The sequence below is a fragment of the Paenibacillus sp. AD87 genome (assembly GCF_001659845.1).
Lineage (GTDB): Bacteria > Bacillota > Bacilli > Paenibacillales > Paenibacillaceae > Paenibacillus > Paenibacillus marchantiae.
On the sequence record NZ_LXQN01000019.1, the window covers coordinates 772,534 to 794,755 of the forward strand.

General features: G+C 46.6%; 20 protein-coding genes. 12 read left to right on the forward strand and 8 right to left on the reverse strand.

What is annotated here, in order from left to right:
* Positions 1-4 precede the first annotated feature (4 nt).
* The 6 genes from gpAD87_RS27025 to gpAD87_RS27045 form a co-directional block, all read right to left on the reverse strand.
* A complete protein-coding gene (locus gpAD87_RS27025; protein WP_064642073.1) occupies positions 5-934 on the reverse strand; it encodes a TetR/AcrR family transcriptional regulator in 930 nt (309 codons plus the stop codon).
* A gap of 240 nt (positions 935-1,174) precedes the next feature.
* Entirely contained in the window at positions 1,175-1,309 is a 135-nt protein-coding gene (locus tag gpAD87_RS32870) for a hypothetical protein (RefSeq protein WP_269453531.1), read from the reverse strand.
* Positions 1,310-1,440: 131 nt separating this feature from the next.
* Entirely contained in the window at positions 1,441-1,755 is a 315-nt protein-coding gene (locus tag gpAD87_RS27030; protein WP_053782822.1) for a DMT family transporter, read from the reverse strand.
* Positions 1,755-2,096, reverse strand: a complete 342-nt coding sequence (locus tag gpAD87_RS27035; protein WP_063566951.1) for a DMT family transporter — start codon at positions 2,094-2,096, stop codon at positions 1,755-1,757. The genes gpAD87_RS27030 and gpAD87_RS27035 overlap by 1 nt, the downstream gene beginning before the upstream one ends.
* On the reverse strand, positions 2,093-2,716 hold the full coding sequence (locus tag gpAD87_RS27040; RefSeq protein WP_064641870.1) for a TetR/AcrR family transcriptional regulator: 624 nt from the start codon (positions 2,714-2,716) through the stop codon (positions 2,093-2,095). The genes gpAD87_RS27035 and gpAD87_RS27040 overlap by 4 nt, the downstream gene beginning before the upstream one ends.
* 124 nt (positions 2,717-2,840) lie before the next feature.
* Positions 2,841-4,316, reverse strand: coding sequence for a phospholipase D family protein (locus tag gpAD87_RS27045; protein ID WP_064641871.1), 1,476 nt, complete (start codon positions 4,314-4,316; stop codon positions 2,841-2,843).
* Between the two features lie 126 nt (positions 4,317-4,442).
* On the opposite strand from gpAD87_RS27045, the gene gpAD87_RS27050 reads away from it, so the two are divergent.
* From gpAD87_RS27050 to gpAD87_RS27095, 10 genes are all read left to right on the forward strand, one after another.
* A complete protein-coding gene (locus gpAD87_RS27050; protein ID WP_231952880.1) occupies positions 4,443-5,513 on the forward strand; it encodes a MerR family transcriptional regulator in 1,071 nt (356 codons plus the stop codon).
* 289 nt (positions 5,514-5,802) lie between these two features.
* Entirely contained in the window at positions 5,803-7,353 is a 1,551-nt protein-coding gene (locus gpAD87_RS27055) for a phytoene desaturase family protein (RefSeq protein WP_064641872.1), read from the forward strand.
* The gene (locus gpAD87_RS27060; protein WP_064641873.1) at positions 7,350-8,813 is read left to right on the forward strand and encodes a phytoene desaturase family protein; all 1,464 of its coding nucleotides are present in this window, start codon (positions 7,350-7,352) and stop codon (positions 8,811-8,813) included. The genes gpAD87_RS27055 and gpAD87_RS27060 overlap by 4 nt, the downstream gene beginning before the upstream one ends.
* The gene (locus gpAD87_RS27065; RefSeq protein WP_064641874.1) at positions 8,810-9,682 is read left to right on the forward strand and encodes a phytoene/squalene synthase family protein; all 873 of its coding nucleotides are present in this window, start codon (positions 8,810-8,812) and stop codon (positions 9,680-9,682) included. Before gpAD87_RS27060 ends, gpAD87_RS27065 begins: the two co-directional genes overlap by 4 nt.
* Complete coding sequence (locus gpAD87_RS27070) at positions 9,682-10,449, forward strand: carotenoid biosynthesis protein (RefSeq protein WP_064641875.1); 768 nt, start codon at positions 9,682-9,684, stop codon at positions 10,447-10,449. The genes gpAD87_RS27065 and gpAD87_RS27070 overlap by 1 nt, the downstream gene beginning before the upstream one ends.
* Positions 10,418-11,176, forward strand: coding sequence for a lysophospholipid acyltransferase family protein (locus gpAD87_RS27075; protein ID WP_064641876.1), 759 nt, complete (start codon positions 10,418-10,420; stop codon positions 11,174-11,176). Before gpAD87_RS27070 ends, gpAD87_RS27075 begins: the two co-directional genes overlap by 32 nt.
* A gap of 2 nt (positions 11,177-11,178) precedes the next feature.
* Entirely contained in the window at positions 11,179-12,327 is a 1,149-nt protein-coding gene (locus gpAD87_RS27080) for a glycosyltransferase (protein ID WP_064641877.1), read from the forward strand.
* Entirely contained in the window at positions 12,324-13,805 is a 1,482-nt protein-coding gene (locus gpAD87_RS27085; protein WP_064641878.1) for a phytoene desaturase family protein, read from the forward strand. The genes gpAD87_RS27080 and gpAD87_RS27085 overlap by 4 nt, the downstream gene beginning before the upstream one ends.
* 332 nt (positions 13,806-14,137) lie before the next feature.
* The gene (gene fni / locus gpAD87_RS27090) at positions 14,138-15,205 is read left to right on the forward strand and encodes a type 2 isopentenyl-diphosphate Delta-isomerase (RefSeq protein WP_064641879.1); all 1,068 of its coding nucleotides are present in this window, start codon (positions 14,138-14,140) and stop codon (positions 15,203-15,205) included.
* A gap of 442 nt (positions 15,206-15,647) precedes the next feature.
* Positions 15,648-18,905 carry an S-layer homology domain-containing protein gene (locus tag gpAD87_RS27095; protein WP_064641880.1) on the forward strand — a complete coding sequence of 1,086 codons (3,258 nt, stop codon included), beginning with the start codon at positions 15,648-15,650 and terminating at the stop codon, positions 18,903-18,905.
* A 145-nt stretch (positions 18,906-19,050) separates the two neighbouring features.
* Here gpAD87_RS27095 and gpAD87_RS27100 read toward each other — a convergent pair whose 3' ends face one another.
* The gene (locus gpAD87_RS27100) at positions 19,051-19,482 is read right to left on the reverse strand and encodes a hypothetical protein (RefSeq protein ID WP_064641881.1); all 432 of its coding nucleotides are present in this window, start codon (positions 19,480-19,482) and stop codon (positions 19,051-19,053) included.
* Positions 19,483-19,745: 263 nt separating this feature from the next.
* Positions 19,746-19,826: a putative holin-like toxin gene (locus gpAD87_RS33030; protein ID WP_350338859.1), complete on the reverse strand. Its 81-nt coding sequence runs from the start codon at positions 19,824-19,826 to the stop codon at positions 19,746-19,748.
* Between the two features lie 182 nt (positions 19,827-20,008).
* Here gpAD87_RS33030 and gpAD87_RS27105 point away from each other — a divergent pair, with 182 nt between their 5' ends.
* Entirely contained in the window at positions 20,009-20,479 is a 471-nt protein-coding gene (locus tag gpAD87_RS27105; protein ID WP_064641882.1) for a GNAT family N-acetyltransferase, read from the forward strand.
* A gap of 193 nt (positions 20,480-20,672) precedes the next feature.
* Positions 20,673-21,773, forward strand: a complete 1,101-nt coding sequence (gene ychF / locus gpAD87_RS27110; protein WP_064641883.1) for a redox-regulated ATPase YchF — start codon at positions 20,673-20,675, stop codon at positions 21,771-21,773.
* Positions 21,774-22,222: the final 449 nt, after the last annotated feature.

Consider the following 22,222-nt stretch of genomic DNA (forward strand, 5'->3'; position numbering starts at 1 on the left):
TTCTTTATTGTTGTGACGAGTCAGCCTGGATGAACCGGCTATACATGGCATCCATAATGTGCTGAAGCTCGGAGTGCAATGGCTGGATGACAGCAATGTGATCCAGATTGCGCATCATGCCCAGAATAATGGCACGTCGCGGTGTGAATTCCATCATTTCCTGACTCAGGATGGCGATGGTCTCCAGCGCGTCATTGCGCAATTGCCCTGGAGGCATATCAGAAGTGATGATATCCTTCATCTGTTTGATGATGTGAATGGGATGACGCATCACTGTGGAATCTGTATCTGAATCGCTGCTCCAAGCTGGCCAATGTTCCAAAGGAACCAAAGGGGCGGGGCGTTGTTCGAGCAATCCGCGAGCTGCATAATCGATCGTTTGCAGCATGTTGCTTGCCATCTTGGATACGGTAAGGGAAGGCATTTGCGTAAACCAGATTTTGACGTAGGAGAGGAACAGACCATGCGTGAGCAAAATAAGGTCTATGGTATAGGGTTCAATCTCCGGTCCATACAGATCCTCCAGTTTGTCCTTAAACCAGTGCAGGGTACGGATCTCCAAATCCTTTTGCTGCGGGTTGCACTTTTCTTTGCGATGCTGTTCTTCATCCATCATCATGCTGCGCATTTGCACGCGTAAAAATTCCTTCAGCTCGGATACATGGATAAGCAGTGTTTCAATCTGCCTGTGCAGACGTTCTCTCGAAGTGAGCCCAGCTTCATGTTCAATTTGGGAGATTTCGTCCATGAGCGTGAATATGCAGTACTCCATCGTACTGGCTTCTAACTCCTCTTTGGATTTAAACATGAGGTAGAGGCTGCCTTTCGACATCCCGCATATCTCTGCAATCTCCTGCATGGAGGTTGCAGCACTGCCTTTGGCTGAGAACAGCTTGAGTGCTGTGGTAATAATGAGCTTTTTCTTCTCATTCATTTCATGGATAGGGTTCATTAACGATACATCCACCTCACCTGCGGAACTTATGAGTTCTTGAATTGACTTTATGGTCAAACCAAGTATAAACGATAAAGACAATGGAATTCAAATGGGAGAAAAATGGAAAAAGAAGAGGATGTACTATAGGAGGAATGGAGCATTTTCCCTACGTAATGCAGACGCAATAAAGGCTGTATATATGAGTGACGAATGTTCATTGCAATATGTATGATGATTTCATGATCCGCCTTTAAAGACGTAAATGGCTAGAAGGATGATGGCTACAAGAGCAATCAAATAAAAGGTTCCCACAGTGACCAGAAAGATATATCCGGTAAAAGAACCCATACGCGCGAACCATTTCTTCATCATCAAGACATCCTTTCTTACGTAACAGAGTGTGGGGAGGTTTCTTACTTACATCATATTACAAAAAGACGACTTTCTGATCGAAAGTCGTCTTTTTGTAATAATCAAATATTATTGATGATATTTAATGGAGGTTACGTAATCAGTTTCAATCCGATCGCTGCCACCAAAATCATGGCAATAAACAGCAGCCGCTTGGCTTCCTTCCGCTCACCGAACAGGAACATACCTGTTAACGTACTGCCCACCGTACCGATTCCAGTCCACACTGCATACGCTGTGCCCATGGGAATGGAGGTCATCGCATAGGATAACAGGGAGAAGCTGATCACAAAGGATACAAGCATGAGCACGATATAAGGCCAGCCCTTCCGGGAAGAAGCACCATTAATGCCGATGACGCCAAAAATTTCACATATGCCTGCACCCACAATTGCCATCCAAGCCATTATGCTTCACCTCCTTTTGCCGATTGTTGATCCGTGACCAGTTTCAGTCCGATCACACCACATAGCAACAGACCGATTAACAAAACCTTGGCAAGTGAGAATGCTTCACCAAATAGCAGCATTTCAGCCAGTACCGTACCTGCAGTACCAATCCCCGTAAATACGGCATATACCGTACCCACAGGCAATCTTTTGGAAGCAGCGATGATTAATCCAAAACTGAGGATGATGGCCAGGGCCGTCAAAGCCCACTCCCAAACATTAGAGGCGTGTTTCAGCCCACTTACCCATACAATCTCAATGAGTCCTCCGATAAATACATATAACCAGTTGCGGTTCATGATGATGAATCTCCTTTCAGAACAACGGGCTGTGCCTCTTGTTTCAGATGATGAATGCCATGCCAGTATACTGGCCAGGAAGCTTCAATCCGTCTCCTGTATCGACGTGAACTTCCATAAATAATCTCAACCGTGATGCCATCGAGAAAAGTCATATAAGTAATCGCAGCTTGTTCTGCTGGAACAGCCTGTAGTTCCCCCTTGCGCGTCGCCCTTTGCAGCATTCGTGTCAGGGACCGCTCCATACCGTCCAGAAACGGATAAACTAAATCCATCACTTCGCTATATAGCGAAAGCGGCGGGAAGTAACACATACGCAGCATAAAGCGGGCAGAGGCATTACAGTTATACTCTTGCTCAAACCATATCAGCAAACCCTTCAACCTTTGTTCCAGTGGAAGATCGGCGTGATCACGGAAGTATTCGAGCGTTCGACGCTGAACATCTTTGAACGCATGCGCAAGGGTTTGCATAAACAGGTCATCCTTGCCGCTAAAATGTGCATATATGGACGGTTTTTTAATCCCGACTTCGTCAGCGATAGCTCTTAAGGAGGCTCCTTCATATCCATCTCTCGCAAAATGGAACAGGGCTGCATCCCGAATCAAATGTGCAGTCATTAATATCACCTTCCTAACGGTCGTTAGGTAACCTATATTTTCACATTTTACATTCGCTGTCAAGGCACAAAAACGCCTGCACGATAGTGTACAGGCGGCTTTATGCTTGGAATTTCATTTTCAATTAGAAGGTCGTTAAACCCAAAATCAGCTGCAGCTTATATACGATTTCTTTCAAAAATGTAGTCTTTTCCTGAAATTCATCCAGGTTCAGGGTGAACTCGGCATCTTCATTATTCCATATCCGGTCAAAATAATTCGCCACATCATGAGTAAATGAGTTGTCTGGTGGTGCAGCAACCCAGAGGTCATTTTCCAGATTGTAATCATTCATGTTTCTGGGGGTGAAGTTGGTCGATCCTCCAAGGACGATATGATCCCCGGTGGCTTTGGCGATGTACATCATCTTGGTATGATATTGCTCCTTGGTTGTGTTATACCAGCGAATTTGGATTTTGCCATCCGATTTATCATGTAACTCAGCAGCTACAGGACGATTGGGAATGCCAGTCTTCTCCTGACCAAAGGCATTTTCGTTCGGGTCGAGTACAAGCCGTATCTCGGTTCCCCGTTTCGAGGCTTCGAGTAGGGCATCCAGTACTTTGGGTGAAGCGATGTAGAACATGCCCATCCACAAGATGTCACCTTTTGCCGATTGATCAATCTCATGGAGCACTGCGTCATTTACTTTGCCCTCGGTCAGATAGCGAATTCGTAAATCTCCTTTATTCGGGTCTGTGGTAGGAGCTGTATAGGAAGGAATTTCACCTCCACCCGAGATGTTTAGTACGGCCTGCTCGGACTGGAGGATATCTCCAATGATCGGTCCGGTTATTTCAAAAGCAATGTTCGAATGATAGGCACTGGCATCATGAACATTGCCTGAGGACACAATAGCCGTCTTCTCACTGACTACCACTTTGCGATGATTGGCTTTCACATTGAGCAACTTAAGGTAGGAACGCACAGTGACATCCGGTCCGTCGGTTGCCATCAGGTTCGGAATCCAGCCATTGCCGGATTGTCCAAACCACTGGAAGAAGGTGCGCCAGACTGCGGAGTAGACAGGGGTGGAGTCACGTAAAGGGTCCACATCTGTGATGACCACGTGAATTCCGGCCTGCTTCATCTGCTCCAGTAACGGGTTCGGTGCGGAGTTATAGTTGGTGTTCACTTCATCCGTAATGAACCACATATCCATATCCGGTTTCTTAAGTTTTTTGGCAACCAGTGTTTCCGTAAACTCTGTGCTGATGGGTGGGAATTGCTGACCTTTGTGCTGGTAGTTATTGAATAAAAACATATCAACGACGACGAACTGTTCCGCGTCCTCGATAACCTGAAGCATGCGCTGGAAGATCTGCTGTTCGTGTTCCATCTGTCCATCAGCGGATGGATAGGTCAGATCATGCAAAAACTGTACCTGATCGACCCTGTATTCAGGACTTTCATAGGCAATGTCGGATGGTAACGGTTTATAGGTCTGGTAGAGCATGACGGCGATGAGCCATAGTGCCAATAGGACGAGTCCTGTTCGTATGTATGGAAATTTGCCGCGTGAAGACTTGCGGTCTGATGTCTGGCGGCGATAAGAAAACAACAATAACTCCCCTTTCTGAACTTGCTGACTTCTATTACCACCCGGATGACAACATTGACGCAGAGAGCCTGACAGATTATTTAAGTCGTCAGGAAAGGCAAAACCATTTCGATTGATTCAATCGACATGCATATGACCGTTGTGTATAATGAGTGTATTATTTTTGTGGAATGTTCGGATTTTCATATACCTGACAAGGACGGGATAAGGATTCGTTTAACCTATGAAAGTCCGGCTATTTCAGGAAAGAAAGTAGGTAATAAGGTGTATTCCATCAAACAAGTCGCTGCCATGCTGGGTATTCCGACGGTAACGCTCCGGGCTTGGGAGAATCGGTACAGTGCGGTCACCCCTGAGCGGACGGAATCGGGTTATCGCTTGTACACGGAAGAGAATGTTGCAGATCTGCGCTGGTTGAAAGAGCAGGTGGAGCAGCACCAGACCAATATTTCGGAAGCGGTACGCATGCTGAAGGTGAACAAAACCAGTTCACAGGAAGCTGCTGCAGTGCCTACGTCATTTACGCCACCAGTACCCACGATGGAAGAAGCATATGTACGTATAGCCGATCAGATCTACGACTCCTTATATAACTTCCAGGGCGAACGGGCCAATGGTTTGATTGATTTTGGCTTCACCATGTACGGATATGATTCAATGTTTTATCATGTGCTGGTGCCTATTCTCGTTCGTGTTGGGGATGCATGGGAGCAGGGCAGGGCTTCGGTCGCTCAAGAGCATTTTATGACTCAATTGATTTCACAGCGCTTTTATCAGTTTTTCCATCTGTTCCCGATCTATCCGCATCTGCCCAAAGTTCTGGCTTTGTGCCCGGAAGGGGAGCATCATCAGGTAGGCTTATTGTTGTTCTCCCTGTTTATGCGTAAAAATGGTGCAGAAGTGCTCTATCTCGGTGCTGACACACCCGAAGAAGGAATCTATCCAATTATCCGGGAGCAGAAAATTCGGTTGGTTTGTCTTTCGATTACCAGTTCAGAACTGCTTGAACGGTGTGATCAACTCATAGGACGAATTTTGGACGAGTTCCCTGATATACGCTTTGTTCTTGGAGGGAAGGGTTATGAGCGTGCAGAGAATGCACGTTATCCGCAGTGGATTATGCCCGGAAATTCAGCGGATTGGCAATCGTGGATGGAACGTGAGTATTTTGTTGAACCATCGCCTGGGCGAAGATAACGGATACGTGTCTTTTTGAAAATGTATTTAAAAATAAAATGTATAGGTTTAGATATACAGGACATCCTTTGACGCAAGAGCGCGGAGGGTGTTTTTTTTGTTTTCTAAAATATCTTAATAGATAATTTGACCAGCGGGTCATTTTTTGATTTAATAGGTCGTATAATATTTGTACTACATTTGTATAATGTTTTTGCGTTTACCCGCTTGAACAGTTCAAGGGCGGTTTAATAATAGGTTAGAGACTATAGTACTAGAGATAGTTCTTAACATAGGAAAGGTGAGTGGCATGATACCGAATCAGCAACGTAAACGTGCAGCAGTCATTGGTGCAGGTCCGGGTGGACTTGCAGCAGCGATGTTATTGTCCGGCCAGGGGTACGAAGTAGATGTATATGAGAAACAGCCAGTCATCGGGGGACGTTCTTCCAGACTGGAGCTGGGCGAATATCGGTTCGACCGGGGTGCAACGTTTTTGATGATGCCTCAGCTGATTGAAGAGATGTTCGATGTTGTGGGACGCCAATTATCCGACTATGTGGAGATGAAAGAGCTAACTCCGCTATATGCACTGAACTTTGGCGATAAGGTGTTTAAGCCTTCCCGTAATCGTGAAGATACAGCCGCACAGATCAAGGAGCTTTTCCCCGGCAACGAGGACAATTACCTTCGGTTCATGCAGGAAGAGGAAGTGAAGTTTGGCAAAGTCATGCCTTTGCTGCGCAGGCCTTTTGGCAAACTGGCAGATTATTTGCGAAAAGATGCCATGACAGCTCTGCCGAAACTCGATATTAACAATACAGTCTATGGCATTCTGTCCCGCTATTTCACAGATGAGCGCTTGCGCTGGGCATTCACATTCCAATCCAAATACCTCGGCATGTCCGCTTGGGATTGCCCGGGTACGTTTACGATTCTGTCATTCATTGAGCACCATTATGGATTATTTCACCCCATTGGCGGCGTCAATCGCGTATTTCAAGCCATGGCTGATGTAGTTGAAGAATATGGAGGACGAATACATACATCCTGTCCGGTTAGACAGGTCATTGTTCGCAATGGCCGTGCAGAAGGCGTTTTGCTTGAAAATGGCGAACGCATTGAAGCGGACCATGTCGTTGTTAATGCAGACTTTGCACATGCCGTGAACCATCTGTTTGAACCAGGCGTACTCAAGAAATATACACCGGAGAAAATGAAGCGTAAAAAGTACTCTTGCTCCACAGCCATGTTGTATCTGGGCGTGGACGGTGAAGTGGATTTACCGCATCATTCGATCTATTTTCCCGAGGACTATCGACTGAACGTCGACGAGATTACGAAGCACAAAGTGTTGTCTGCGGATCCATCCCTCTATATTCATAACCCTTCCAGACTCGATTCGACGCTCGCACCGGAAGGGAAATCTGCATTATATGTTCTCATGCCTACGCCGAACCTTACCGGAGACATCGATTGGGAGGTAGAACGGGAGAATGTGCGGGAGGCGATGATGAAGCGGATGGAATCGATTCCTGAGTTGTCAGACATCCGCAGTCGTATTGAAGAATCCATGATGTTTACACCGCTGGATTGGCAAAATGAACTCGACGTGTACCGTGGAGCAACATTTAACATGGCTCATAATCTTGGGCAGATGATGTATCTGCGGCCGCATAACCAGTTTGAAGAGTTGAAAAGGGTATGGCTGGTGGGCGGCGGAACGCATCCGGGCAGTGGATTGCCGACCATTTTTGAATCAGCTCGAATCAGCGTGAAGCTGATCCAGGAAGAGGACGCTCGCAAGCGCTCGAAACCATCCTCGTATGTGAAAACGGCGGAAGCGGGAGGCCATTCATGAAACGGGCAGCCATCGTAGGTGCAGGCATTGGCGGTCTTACTTCAGCATTGCTGCTGAATAAACAGGGTTGGGACGTAACGGTATACGAACGGGGTTTCAGAGTTGGAGGTCGTATCGGCTACGAGCAGGAAGGGGAATATCGGATCGATCAAGGCCCGACCATCGTACTTCTGCCCGAGATGCTGCTTGGCATTTTGGAGGAAGCGGGTGTGGATCGTTCGAAGATTGAGCTGCTGCGTTGTGATCCATTGTACAGGGTTCATTACAGCAGCGGACGTGTGATGACCAAAATGACGGCACGTGAACAGCAGGCCGAAGAGATTGAACGTCTCTTCCCTGGAGAAAGCCAGGGATTCTCGAAATTTATGAAAGATATGGACACGCTGTTTCCGGCGGGACGGGCTGCGTTTCTGGAACAGGCTTTTCCACGAAAAAGGGATTTCTTCACTCCGTCTCTGATGTCCCTGATGCGCCGATTACGTGCTCACAAAAGTGTACGGAAGGCTGTAGGCGATTATTTTCAGCATGAGGAACTGCTGGATGCATATTCGCTGCAAAGTCTCTATATTGGAGGATCTCCCTTCGGCACGCCGGGTATTTATTCCCTGCTTCCTTATGCAGAGCATGAATATGGCATCTGGATGGTGAAAGGTGGCTATGCTGCATTACCTGCCATACTGGAACAGGAACTGATATCACGAGGTGGTCGGGTGGTGCTGAACACGGAAGTGACGGGACTGAATATTAAAAATGGTGTATGCGAAGGTATAGAAACTGCCGCAGGCGCAGAAAATGTGGATGCAGTTATCTACAATGGCGATTTCCCCCACCTGTCGGGTCTGCTGGGTCAGACGACTGAATTTTCACGCAAACGAAAGCCATTTCGCCCCTCATCGGGATGTGTGTTGATCTATGCGGGTGTAGACAAGACCTGGGATGATGCAACGACGCATCAGTTTTTCCTGCCTCCAAGTCTGGACGGCAGTCTGCGGGAAGTGTTCGACCAGCGCCGCATTCCGGCGAAGTCCTCTTTTTATGTATTCAATCCGGCTGCATTGGACGAGACGGCAGCTCCGCCAGGTCAGAGTGTGTTGTATTTCCTCATTCCGGTGCCGGATGCCGATGGTGTCGACTGGTCTCGGGAGAGCGAAGCGCTGGCAGAACGAGTGTTGGAAGAAGCGGAACAACGCGGATTTCCGGGACTTCGTGAAGCAATCAAGTGGAAAAAAATACGTACTCCCGCTGACGCTGAGCGTGACGGGCTGTATGGCGGCGGCAGCTTTGGCATCGCACCTGTACTGTTTCAATCCGGTGTATATCGTCCGCAACCGAAGCCGTTCCCGGCAATCCGGGGACTGTATGCGGCAGGAGCTTCTGTACATCCGGGAGGCGGGGTTCCTATTGTGATGCAAAGTGCACGGATGGCAGTGAATTTACTGACGAAGGAGATGGAAACATGAATGAAGCGATTTTGAACAAGTGTGAGGAATTAATGCAAAAGGGCTCGTCATCTTTTTATCAAGCCTTCAGAGGTCTGCCCAGCCCACGCCGCGAGGCCGTGTACGTGATCTATGCCTTTTGCCGCATGATCGATGACAGTGTAGATGAGCCGGAGCAGTCGCCCTATACGATTCATGAAATCCGCAATCTGTTCAATCAACTGGAAGAAGCGGAAGGACATTTTATTTGGCCGGCATTACGATGGCTGTTTACGAGTTTCCCTCATTTGGACAAGGGGCCTTTCTTCCGTCAAATGGACGGACAATTAACTGATCTTAAAGTCACACAATATACAACGATGGAGGAACTGGAACAGTATTGTTATCTGGTTGCCGGAACCGTCGGCGAGATGTTGCTGCCTGTATTGCGCGATGACAACGGTACAGACGTGGCTATGAACGGGATTGCGCTGGGCAAAGGTATGCAGATCGTCAATATTATCCGTGATGTGGGCGAAGACCGGGCAAGAGCCCGCCGCTATGTTCCGCTGGAGTTGATGGAGAAGCATGGATATTCCGAACAGGATTGGGCTAACGGTGTTGTTGACGAAAGGTTTAAAGCCATCATTCATGAATTAAAAGCAGCTGCGCTGGGCTGGTTCCGTATCGGTATGGACCGGTTGGATACGTATCCAACCGAAAGTGCATTTGCCATTGAGCTGGCTGCAGCCTTTTATTCGACTATTCTGCATGCGGTTGAGCGCAACGACTATGACGTGTATACGAAGCGTGCATTTGTTAGTGATGAACTGAAACTGGAGATGCTGGGTGCTATTGTGAAACGTTATCCAATGCTGGCTTACCAAGCCTCCCGCACGGCGGTATCCTGATGGTTCAGGGCCTGTACTGGGCGTGGTACTTCATCGGAGCGGTACTGATGCTGACGATTGGTGTTCCGGATGTACTGTCCTTCTCCAACGGTTTGTTTCTAATCTTCTATGCACTGTATGTGCTGGATCTGATATATCAAGGACGGAAACGGACAGGGTTGTCCGACCAGTCAGTCATTTGGATGAAACCTGGACTCTGGCTGGTTTCCTTTATTATATGGCTGGGTGGCATGGGAGTAGAATGGGTCGGCGTGCATACACACTGGCCCTTTGGCGAGTATTCGTATTCAGACTTCTTCGGAATCCACCTGTTTAGTGTACCCGTTACATTAGGCTTCGCCTGGATTGCCGTGGTGGGTAACTCGGCTCTGCTCAGTGGCGGTGGCTCGACCTGGATCAGTAAGCTGATCCGGGCGGTTAAAACTGGATTTTGGGCCATCGTGCTCGATCTGGTGCTGGACCCGGTTGCGCATGCCAGAGGATTCTGGCAATGGCAAGCCCCAGGTGGATTCTACGGTGTGCCCTGGACCAATTACATAAGCTGGTTTGTAATGGGAGCGTTCCTCTCTTTGTTTCTTCCGGCAATGCCTTCAGATCGAAGCTCATTGCTGCGTGCAAAATGGTTATATCAGCTGTTTATTCTACTGTTTGGGTTGTTAGCTCTCAAAGAAGGAATTACAGGCAGCTTCATCATTGCTATTGTAGGTGTGCTTCTTGCTGAGGGGAGCTGGTTATATGATTCGCGCCGTAAAATCAAAACCGTTTAACCGGATTTTTTCCTTATACAATCATTATTATTTGCTGCGGAGACGTTTTCGCTCGTTTACGTTATCAGGGTCACTGGACCCGCTTTTACCGAATACTGGTTCACCCATAGATCCGGATCAACCGGTTATCTATTTCATGAACCACAGCTCCTGGTGGGATGGTCTGCTGCTCTATCATGCATCTCAGCAGACTTCCCGAGGCGATCATTATGTCATGATGGAAGAAGAGCAGCTGCGACAATATGCCTTTTTCCGCAAACTTGGCGCGTATTCAATCAATAAGGAGAATGCATCCAGCATTCGAACCTCCTTGCAATATACCACCGAGCTGCTTCACTCCGGCAAAAGGGTCTGGATCTTTCCCCAAGGGGAAATTCTGCATCAGGATGCCAGGCCAATCGAGTTTCGTCCAGGCATTGGTTTGTTGCTACGCCGCTCTCCACGCGCCGTAGCTGTACCTGTGACTTTATGCCATGGCATGGTTCAGCATGATTTGCCGGAAATATCGATGCAGGTGGGTAGGCCTGTAATAGAAGATTGGAAGACATGGAAGAGTGACGAGATTGCCACCAGATTGAGCAGGGTGCTGGAGCAGCAGTTGAATGACCATAAATCAGAGCTGGTACGCATCGGGCAGGGGAGTTTACCAGGCGCTTTTCCACTGATTCGTCATGTACGTTCTACGAGTGAAAAATACGATGCGGCACGAAAGCGGGTGAACCGTTAGCGATGAGTGCATCTGAAATAGGATGGATTATACTGACTTGTGTATTGGGCGTTCAGTTGATGTTTGCAATATGGAACGTCTCCTGTCTGCCCAAAGTGCGTTCATTCAACGCAGATGAATTGAAGGACAGGGATATGCTGGTCTCTGTGCTGATTCCTGCCCGCAACGAGAAACTGCACATTCAAGGATGTCTGGAAAGTGTGCTTGCCAGCGATACATCTGGATTTCGGATGGAAGTACTGGTGCTGGATGATCGCTCTGAAGATGAGACGGCAGACATAGTTCAGGGGATTACTGATTGTGATCCACGTGTGCGGCTGCTGCATGGCGTGGAACTTCCCGTAGGCTGGATGGGAAAATCTCATGCTTGTCACCGACTGGTGCAGGAGGCCGAGGGTGAGTGGTTTATGTTCGTGGATGCCGATGTGCGCTTGGAACCGCAAGCCATCCGGCAGACTATTGCTGCGGGGTGTGAGCAGGGCGGCGGCCTGGTAACGGGATTCCCCTATCAGGTGACGAAGACCTGGATGGAAAAGCTCGTTGTGCCCATGATGGTGTTCACCATCATCAGCCATCTCCCCATTTTCATGATACGCAGATCATCCAATCCGATGTTTGTAGCCGCTACTGGGGCGTTTTTGCTCATTCATCGTTCCAGTTATAAGGCCTCCGGTGGACATGCTGCAATCCAGGCTGATCTGGTCGATGACATGAGTCTGGCGAAGGCGGTTAAGCGTGCGGGACATCCAGTCATGCTGGCCGATGTTCATGATGTAACGAATACACGAATGTACCAGAATGGTGCTGAAGTGTGGAACGGGTATAAGAAAAACATGTACGAAGGTATGGGGCGCAAAGATGTGCTGCTGTTAGGCACGATGCTGATGTATACACTAATGTATATTGTGCCTCCGCTTGGTCTGATTATCGGTTTGTTGTCAGGCAATGCTACGTCCATCACCTATGGTCTTACGGGAACCGTACTCGGGATGGCAGTCAAAAGGGTATCGGATCACGCTGGAGGACAACCCTGGTGGCTAGCTTTCCTGCAGCCGATTAGTATGGCCTGTGTCATTGCGATCGGCATCGCTTCCTGGCAGGCAGGTCGTTCTGGCAAGGGGTATGTATGGAAGGGTAGGCGGTACAGTTGAAAGGTAACGTCATTATTATCGGAGCAGGATTTGGAGGTCTATCGTGTGCCATTCGTCTAGCTTCGCAAGGAGTGAGGGTCACCATTCTGGAACGGCAGGAGCGGGTCGGTGGAAAGCTGCAACAGATTGAGCAGGAAGGATATCATTTTGACCGGGGGCCAAGTACGATTACGATGCCCGCAAGCTTCCGTTCCGTCTTCGATCACGCAGGTGTGGTGATGGAAGATTACGTGCAGTTATATGAGCTGGAACCACGTACACGTAATATATTTGCAGATGGGACCGTGGTCGATTTGTCGGGCAATCGAGGGAACATGAAGGAGCAGATTGCTACCTACAGCCCGGAGGATGCGGCCCGTTATGACGCATTTATGGACGAGTCTGCAGCGCTGTATGTGGAAGCCAATCATCATTTTCTTGGAAAGCTGCTGTTGTCGCCCAAGGATAAATATAATCTTCGAATGCTGCGCAGTCTGTTGCGCGTACGGCCTACAGTGAAGCTGGATAAACTGCTGCGTTCTTATTTCCAACATCCCCATACCCTTGCGATGTTCGGTCGGTACGCAACCTATGTTGGGTCATCGCCATATCAGGCGCCGTCAATCTTTGCCATGATGGGTCATGTGGAAGCGGAAGAGGGCATCTATGGAGTCAAGGGTGGAACCTATCAACTAATAGAAGCAATGACACGGCTTGCACAGGAAAAAGGGGTGCAGATCGTTACTGGCATCGAAGTCCATCAAATTGTTGTCAGACATGGTAAAGTGGCAGGTGTGGATACGGATCAGGGCTTCCGGGAAGCTGATCAGGTCGTTGCCAATGGAGATGTGCTGAGCGTCAATCGGCTGCTGCTTGCGCCAGAATATCGCAAACAGATGAGCGATGAGCGAATTCGCAAGTATGAGCCGTCGATTTCGGGGTTCGTGACACTGGCTGGTGTGCAGAGACAGTATGAATCCCTGCTGCACCATACCGTCTTTTTCCCAGAACGGTATGAACCGGAGTTTGACCATATTTTCCGTGACCGAAAAATGCCTGCCGACCCCACGATCTACATCTGTTATTCCGGTTATTCGGAAGCGGGTATGGCTCCGGCAGGAGCGAGCAATCTGTTCATTCTGGTGAACGCTCCGTATTTGTCGGACTCATGGAATTGGGATGAACAGATGGATCGTTATGGCGAATTGGTGTTGGAGAAGCTGGCCGATCGGGGAATTACGGGATTGAAGCAGTCGGATGTGCTGATCCGGTACACGCCTCAACATATAGAACGGGATACCCTCGCCCATCAAGGGTCGATCTACGGCATCTCGTCCAACTCGGTGAAGCAGACCTTCATGCGTCCCGGCAACAAAAGCAAGGATGTACAAGGGCTGTGGTATGTGGGTGGAACAACGCATCCGGGCGGCGGCACGCCGATTGTGACGTTATCCGGGCAGCTTGTTGGTGCGCAGCTTGCATCGGAAATCCTAGGGTAAATTATAGAAGAGATTCATCTAACAGAATGACTGACCCAACCTCCAAATATTTAGTAGCAAATATAAATTTGACCTCGAAATTCAAGTTATTGTTGGGTTTCGAGGCACCCTTTCCATTGCTGGGCCGGAACGTTATACTGGTAGAGTTGACGCGTTGAGTGTGAATATCATTTATAATATAGATCCAAATCATACCGTTTGTACGTTACATAATTAGAATGAATATTTCTGAGAATCTCTCTGCTGTATCGGGCAAAATCCTGAACGGAACCTAGCCGAAACTGGCAATTATCCTGTCCATCAGCACTATTCTCACATAAGGAGGTCTCATCATGAATGAACAAGAGCGAGCCGGCAAACGGCTGCTTCCCGAGGTGGCTACGGGGGAACGGAAGCTGGAGCATGTGCGCCTCTGTCTTGAAGAGAATGTTGCAGGAGAAGGGGTAACCAGCGGAATGGAGCGGTATGCTTTTCGTCATAACCCGTTACCTGAATTGAATTTTGAAGAGGTAAGTCTGGAGACTGCGTTTATTGGTAAAAGGGTGCGCACACCCTTGCTCATCAGTTCGATGACGGGTGGAAGCAAAACAACGGGCGCTATCAATGAGCGCCTAGCACGTGTGGCGAACGCCCGAGGCTGGGCACTAGGCGTAGGATCCATTCGGGCTGCCGTGGAACAGCCCGAGCTGGCAACCACCTTTGATGTGCGGCGCTGGGCACCGGATATTCCGGTCATCGCGAACCTTGGTGCGGTGCAGCTGAATTACGGCTTCAACACTGCTGATTTTCAGCGGGCAGTTGAGATTGCTGGTGCAGATACGCTGGTGCTGCATTTGAACAGTTTGCAGGAGATCTTCCAACCTGAGGGCAATACAGATTTTAGCGGATTACTTCGTCGAATCGAGGAGTTGTGTCAGCAATTGGACGTGCCTGTTGGCGTGAAAGAAGTGGGTTTTGGCATCGATGGCGTGACGGCACAGCGATTGTACGAAGCAGGTGTGGCCTTTATCGATGTGGCTGGAGCAGGTGGTACAAGCTGGGTGCAGGTCGAGAAGTTCCGGAATTCGAATCCGATACGTCGTGCGGCAGCAGAAGCTTTTGCAGACTGGGGCATTCCGACAGCAGAGTGCATTCAGGAAGTCAGAGCGGTAAACCCGGAGGGTATTCTGATTGGCAGCGGTGGATTGTATAACGGTGTAGATGCAGCCAAAGCGCTTGCGCTTGGTGCGGATCTGGCCGGGTTCGGTCGATCTCTGCTCGAATCCGCAGTTGCTTCCGATGATGCGCTGAATGAGCGGTTGGAGCAGGTTGAATTCGAGCTGCGTACGGTCATGTTTGGGATTGGTGCGGGGCGGATTGAAGATTTGCAAGGCACGTCACGTCTGGTGGAGCGGCGTTAGGCCACCCCTGAACCTATTCCACAGTTGTATTCTAATTTATAGAATATGATGAGTTTGATATGCCTTTAAATAAATATAGTATTAAGTTATAACCTATCACTTGTGTTTAGCATGTCGGCGATAATAACCGATATGCTTTTTTTATATCGTTAAATAAGATAAAGATTTAATTCAGAGTAAAATTTTTTATTGTTTGTTAATACATTACACATTATGATTAATGAGTCTTAAGGAGTGTTTTGGAATAGATTATTAGGTTTAAAGACTCAGTTTATTATGAGGAGAGGATGAGTTATTTGGAGATTATAGAATAGAAATATAGATTGGGAATTTGGAATTAGAAGTAGTTAATATTCATGAGAAATTATCTAAATTGTAAGATTAAACGATCTACATAAAACAGTATGAGGCATGATATACAATTCTAAGAGGTGATACATATATGAAATCTAAGAGTTTGTTAATTTTAGTGTTGGTTATGAATCTAGTGTTGGGTAATATGGTGTTTTGGGGAGGAGGGACAGAAGTAGCTCATGCCAATTATGAGCCTCGTACAGATAAAATAATTACTGAGTCTTCCAAGTCGAATGATAACTCTATAGACTCGTATAATTCCAACACTACTAGTACGTCTACATCAATTAAAAAAATAAGTGACACCATTACTACGTCATATTTGCCGAAACCTAACGTAACGGTAACCACAACGGATAACTCCATAAAGGTATCTTGGGATGAAATTCCTGGTGCAACCGAATATGTTGTTAATGTCAATCGTGATACCGCACAGTTCAATAATCAAACAACATACACAATAACGAGGGCGTTACCTGAAATAACATACAGAATTATGGTTTTTGGCTATGACGGAACGAACTACGGAGAATCAGAAATACTCTATGTTAGATTGAAGGAGCCTGCACCAATATATGATGATGCGGGTAGAATTGATTTTACCGGAAAGCTTGCAGGGGAATTAGATCAAATTGATAGTGGCTTCACTTATGTAAACTGGGGGCTTGTGAATGGCAATACGATTAGTCTGTTTTACAAGCTAGATGCCATTGTACAGGCAGATGTGTACGTCAATGATGTGAAGAATACTGAGCTGAAGAGCCAATCCAGTTCAAGTGCTCTCATTAATGGTCTGAAACCAGGTGAGAAAAATGTGATCAGGTTAGCTTGGACGAATCCTACAGACGACTCCAATCAACGTTCATTAGAATTTATAATCATGCCCCCTGCTCAGGATTCTTATACTTTAGGGGATTCCAAGGCAGGATTTGGGTCAATTGTTGATCTTAAGCAATTCGGTAAATGGTACCTTGTTGATGATCAAACATTAATCTCCCAAGATACAGTATCAAAATATATCGATATACAGGGTGAGGCTGCAACGTGGAGAGTGGATACATATTCTAAGTTCATAGATAGTGTTGGCTATGATTTAAGTAGAATAAATGTTGATAAACAGTCCCCTTTTTATACGAAATGGTGGACAGTGAATGCATTTGATAATGGTGAGTACAGTTATGGTTATTCATCTCCTGTGGGGCTTGTTACCAAGGAAGATTTGGAAAAGTATACAGGGATTGTTCTGAGCGGCCATAAGGAGCCTAATCGGATGATTCCTAGCCTTGCTTTGGTTAATCCCAGTACATATGAAAGTGCATTAGGAAAATCCGGGAATAAGGGATTTGTTTTTACAGAGAATGCGTCCGATTCAAATACATTTCCAAATAATCACATGAACCCTGTTGATGCAGGGACGTTACAAAACTTCAGATATAAAGCCATGTTAAAAAATAATATTGAATTTAAAGGACAGGGAACCAATGAAAACCCTTACGTTATTCCGACTCTAGCTGGTGGGGAACCTGTAATCACAAAACTTGATAAACCTAGATATTACTACTCGGGTCCTGCGGGTAATAATGGCATTCAGTTGAAGTGGTATGCTGTGGAAGGTGCCGAACAATATATACTCAAGCGTGGTTCCACAATCCTTTATGAGGGTCCACTTGTAGAATATATAGATGAAGGTGTGGATTTTAATTCTGTCACTACGTATACATTAGTAGCTCGCAAAGGCGAAATTTACAGTGAGGAAACGAAATACACCATCGGAAATGTACCTCATATTCCATATCCACCTGATTTCCGAGCTGAAGCACTGGATTCCACCAAAGTTAGACTTACGTGGAGCAAGGCAGACCATGCAGTAGAGTATGTGATTACCCGTAATGATCAGCCTCTAGCGGTAACCAAGTCAACCTCATACGAGGATGTAAATGTGATACCTGACACAACGTACATCTATAAAGTGATTGGCCAGGATGGAGACAACGAAGGTCCACCTGCAGTTAAAAGCGTGAAGATACCTAAGGTGACTGAGGACGTGGCACCGAAAGGTCACATTAACATCAGAGTCAATCGAGTGTACGATAATAGAGTGGACCTGCAATGGAATATGGTAGAGGGCGCAACCCAGTATGAGATCTACCAGGATCAAGTGAACAAAGTATGGTCAGGTCATTCGAATACCATGATTGCGTACACGCTCCAGCCAGGAAGAACATATACGTATCGGGTTGTAGCGAGCAACAAATATGGAAAAATTGAATCTAGTACAATTGAAGTACAGACGGCAGGTATACCTCAATCGATGAATGTCGCGCCGATGAATGCCTCGAACGCAACAATTGCCTTTGAGTATCAACCTATTGAAGGAGCAGTTCATTACGTTGAACGTAATCCGCAAACGAAGTACGAGCCTCTAGGAAATGGTCTTTATCGTAAGACGTATGTCAATACGGCTACTAGAGAAACCCGTGATGAGGGGATCGTGGCTACTGTGAATGGTAAGCTGCAATTTAGCGAAGTGGGTGTCGAGAGAAGTAAATACTATGAGTATAATATCATCGCTGTACGTGTCAGACCTGATGGGTCAGAAGAGGTCATTGGCAAACAGACAGTCGCTGTAACAACTCCAGCAGATGGAACTGGTGCAACGGTATATGGATCTAATTATCCTGATCCTGGTTATCAAAATGTAAATAATAACTCAAATTTTGGTATAAATACGGGAAAAGGAAACGACAGTATTACGATTGATACCCAAGTTGTGGGTTCTAGTAGAGAAGTAAAGAATCCAGCAAGTGTTACTTTTAGGGATATAGAAAAGAGCTATGCGAAGGAAGCTATTATCTACTTGGCACAGAAAGGAATTGTTAAAGGCTATTCGAACGGCTCGTTTGGTGGAAGCGAAAAAGTAACGAGAGCGGAATTTGCAATCTTTTTAAAGCGTGCTTTTGGATATAACTCTATAGTTCCTTTTCAGAAAGAGTTTACAGATGTGTTCTCTAGTGCTTGGTATTATTCAGAGATAGCTCCTGTTCTGGAGCAGGGGATAATTAAGGGCTTCAATGATGGTACGCTTAGACCGAATGCGTACGTTACAAGAGAACAAGCATCAAGCATGATTGAGAATGTGATGAAGAAACAAGGCTATGTATTATCATCATTTACATGGTATGAAGATAATCAAATGATTTCTAATTGGGCTAGAAATAGTATTAACCTTGTAGCTCAGGAAGCTATTATGAAGGGATATCCTGATGGAAAGTTTATGCCAAAAGAACATTTAACCCGGCAGGAAGCAGCAATGATAATATACAACCTGTTGCTTAGTAAGAAATGAAGATCAGGATATCAGCCCCCACATGATGATCAACTTCAATTGTGGTAGATGTGGTAGGAATTGCAGAAAATAGTGTATAATCCATGCATTCTCCGATATCGGAGAATGCATTTCTTGATTTTTAGTGAAAAATTTTCCTATATTATTACATACATTCCTGTTTCACGGTAATCGTTTCGTTGGTTACCGTCACATAGGAGTTGCCAGACAAGTATTCGGTATAACCGCATACCGTCTTGTTATAGGTTTCACCACGACTGTCCGTAAATTCCAGATTGATGGATCCTTCACCGGAGAGTCGCAGCTGTGGAGCGAACTTCACTTTTTCACCGCTGGGTATACCATTCTTTAAGGTGTATACCTTACCCTCATCGTTTGTATTGAACGAGTTAATGCCGCTGCTCACGCGTGCTGTGATATTAGAGAGATTATAATCGGACTGATTATAAATTGTGATCCTTAAATGTCTGAACGGTTCCAGCGTCTGATAACCCATAGAAATAACTAATCCAATGAAGAGAATGAATGTAGATAGGATGATTATTTTCCTTTTTGAAAAGGGACGACGCGTATTCATAAGTATTCTGCTCCTTTCTTTCATATAGATATAAACAGAGTGAGGCAACTAAAAGTTGTACAGGAATGCGTGGGAACAGGGGCTTGAATTGTGGACTGCGCATTAAAATGCGTGTTATAATAAGGTCAGAAAATGTATAAAATGCAAAGAGAGCCGTGATACCAACACGACTCCCCGTTGCAACAGCCGCTTTTAAGGGCGGTTCGGCTCCGGATTTAGAATGAAAGCCTAAAAATAGACCGCTTCCTTTTGCCGAGGGCGGTCTATTTCCGTTTGTTTGTAAGTATCAAGACAACAAGAGTCGCAAATGAAATCATTAGCGTCATCGCTTGGTATACTTCCACGGGGCATCACCTCCCTTCCGAGAGGTTAGCCGAGACCGCCCATATTAGCCTTTCTGTTGCTTCAGTGATTATACCATAATCTTCATTTTGTTGAATAGGATAACATATTTAGATAAGGCTCTAATGTAGTGAATACATCACCAGAACTGTATACATATTTATGAATGTGGAGGGATACTCTGATGAAGCTAACCGCAATGAATCAAGAAGAATATGCAAGTTTCCGTATACGCTCGATTAAAGATTTTGCAGAAGAGAAAGTAGAGGCGGGTACTTGGGCTGCGGAAGAGGCGCAGGGACTTGCGGAGGCATCCTACGATAAATATTTGCCTGAAGGACTGAATACACCGGGTGCTTACCTATATAATCTGGTACATGCCGTAGACGGGAATGTGGGTTATATCTGGTTTAACGTTACGGATAACCGCCGTGGGAAGGACGCCTTTTTGCTGGATATTGTGGTCGAAGAAGCCTATCGGGGCAAGGGTTATGGTACAGAGACGATGGAGGCGCTTGAAAAGGAAGCCTTGGGCCTTGGCGTGGATCGCATTGGTCTGCATGTGTTTGGACATAATGTGCGGGCAAGCAGCCTGTATCGGAAGATGGGGTATGAAGTAACCGATTTGACGATGTACAAGGAAATCAAAGGGTAAACCTAAAATCGGATAATCTAAGCCGAACGGTATGATCTACGCAAAACGAATCATCCGCAGTAACCGGGAATTTCGGGAAGCCGATGGTGCTCTGGTCGAATTGGCGAAGTTCCTTGATGCCTTGGGGTTTGTCATATATAATGTATAGGATTATCCATACCGAACAATTAATCAATGAGGAGTTGTCATATACATGGCTTTGAAAGCTGGAATCGTGGGCCTGCCTAACGTTGGTAAATCCACACTGTTTAACGCAATTACACAAGCTGGTGCCGAATCGGCAAACTATCCGTTCTGTACGATTGACCCTAACGTGGGGATCGTTGAAGTACCGGACGAGCGTTTGGACAAATTGACAGAACTCGTTGTACCGAAAAAAACGGTACCAACGGCGTTTGAATTTGTAGATATCGCAGGTCTTGTTCGTGGTGCTAGTAAAGGCGAAGGTCTTGGTAACAAGTTCCTTGCCCACATTCGTGAAGTAGACGCCATTGTACACGTGGTACGCTGCTTTGTAGACGAGAATATCACACACGTCGATGGCAAAATTGATCCGGTAAGCGACATCCAGACGATCAATCTGGAGCTGATCCTGGCCGATATCGAGAGTGTCGAGAAAAAAATCGATCGCTCCAAGAAAAACATGAAGGGCGGCAACAAGTCAGCTGCTCAGGAAGTGGAAGTATTGGAGAAAGTGAAGGCTGTTCTGTACGAAGACAAGCCGGCACGTAGCATGGAGCTTACGGAAGAAGAACGTCTGATCGTGCGCGATCTGCACTTGCTTACGCTGAAGCCTGTTCTGTACGCAGCTAATGTAGCTGAGGACGAAATCGGAGATGTGGCGAACAATGCGTATGTGCAAAAAGTAAGAGAATTCGCAGCTGCAGAAAATGCAGAAGTGGTACCAATCAGTGCGAAAGTGGAAGAAGAGATCTCGGAACTGGAAGGCGAAGATAAACAAATGTTCCTGGAAGAGCTCGGTATCGAGGATTCCGGTCTGAACCTGTTGATCAAAGCCGCTTACAAATTGCTGGGTCTGTACACGTACTTCACAGCAGGCGTACAGGAAGTTCGTGCTTGGACGATCCGTAAGGGTACAAAAGCACCTGGCGCAGCGGGTGTCATTCACACCGACTTCGAGCGCGGATTCATCCGTGCAGAGGTTGTTTCCTACGACGATCTGGTTGCTGCCGGTTCCATGAACGGCGCGAAAGAACGTGGACAACTTCGTCTCGAAGGTAAAGAGTATGTTGTCAATGACGGCGACGTTATGCACTTCCGCTTCAATGTTTAATGGATATCCAATCCACAATTAGATATACCGTTAATAAAGTCCTGTTGTCTTCTCGTGAAGATGGCAGGGCTTTTTATATGCTAGAACCTTTTACATAACCTTTATTTTTGCTGGATTGTTTGCAGTTGGTGGATATAATAAAAAGTAGTAGAGACAGGGGAACTGTTATTTCCATCCGTATTGCCTCAGCTACGAGTGTTCTATAATCCAGCGAGGGTCATGAACGAGGTGACATGGTGAAGTGTTGTACTTGAACAGACAGAGGATGAGATATTGCGGCTGGTTACCTCTGATGTTCTGGTTATGCAAATATTGGGGCATTGTCCGGTGAACAGTCGCTATTCAGGAGCATAAGAATATGCTATAATTAAGAGTCGTATACCCACGTTGAATTTCGCGCTCCACTTGATGAGCTGAAGCGGGTTTCCACACAGGGTACGCGATTTCTT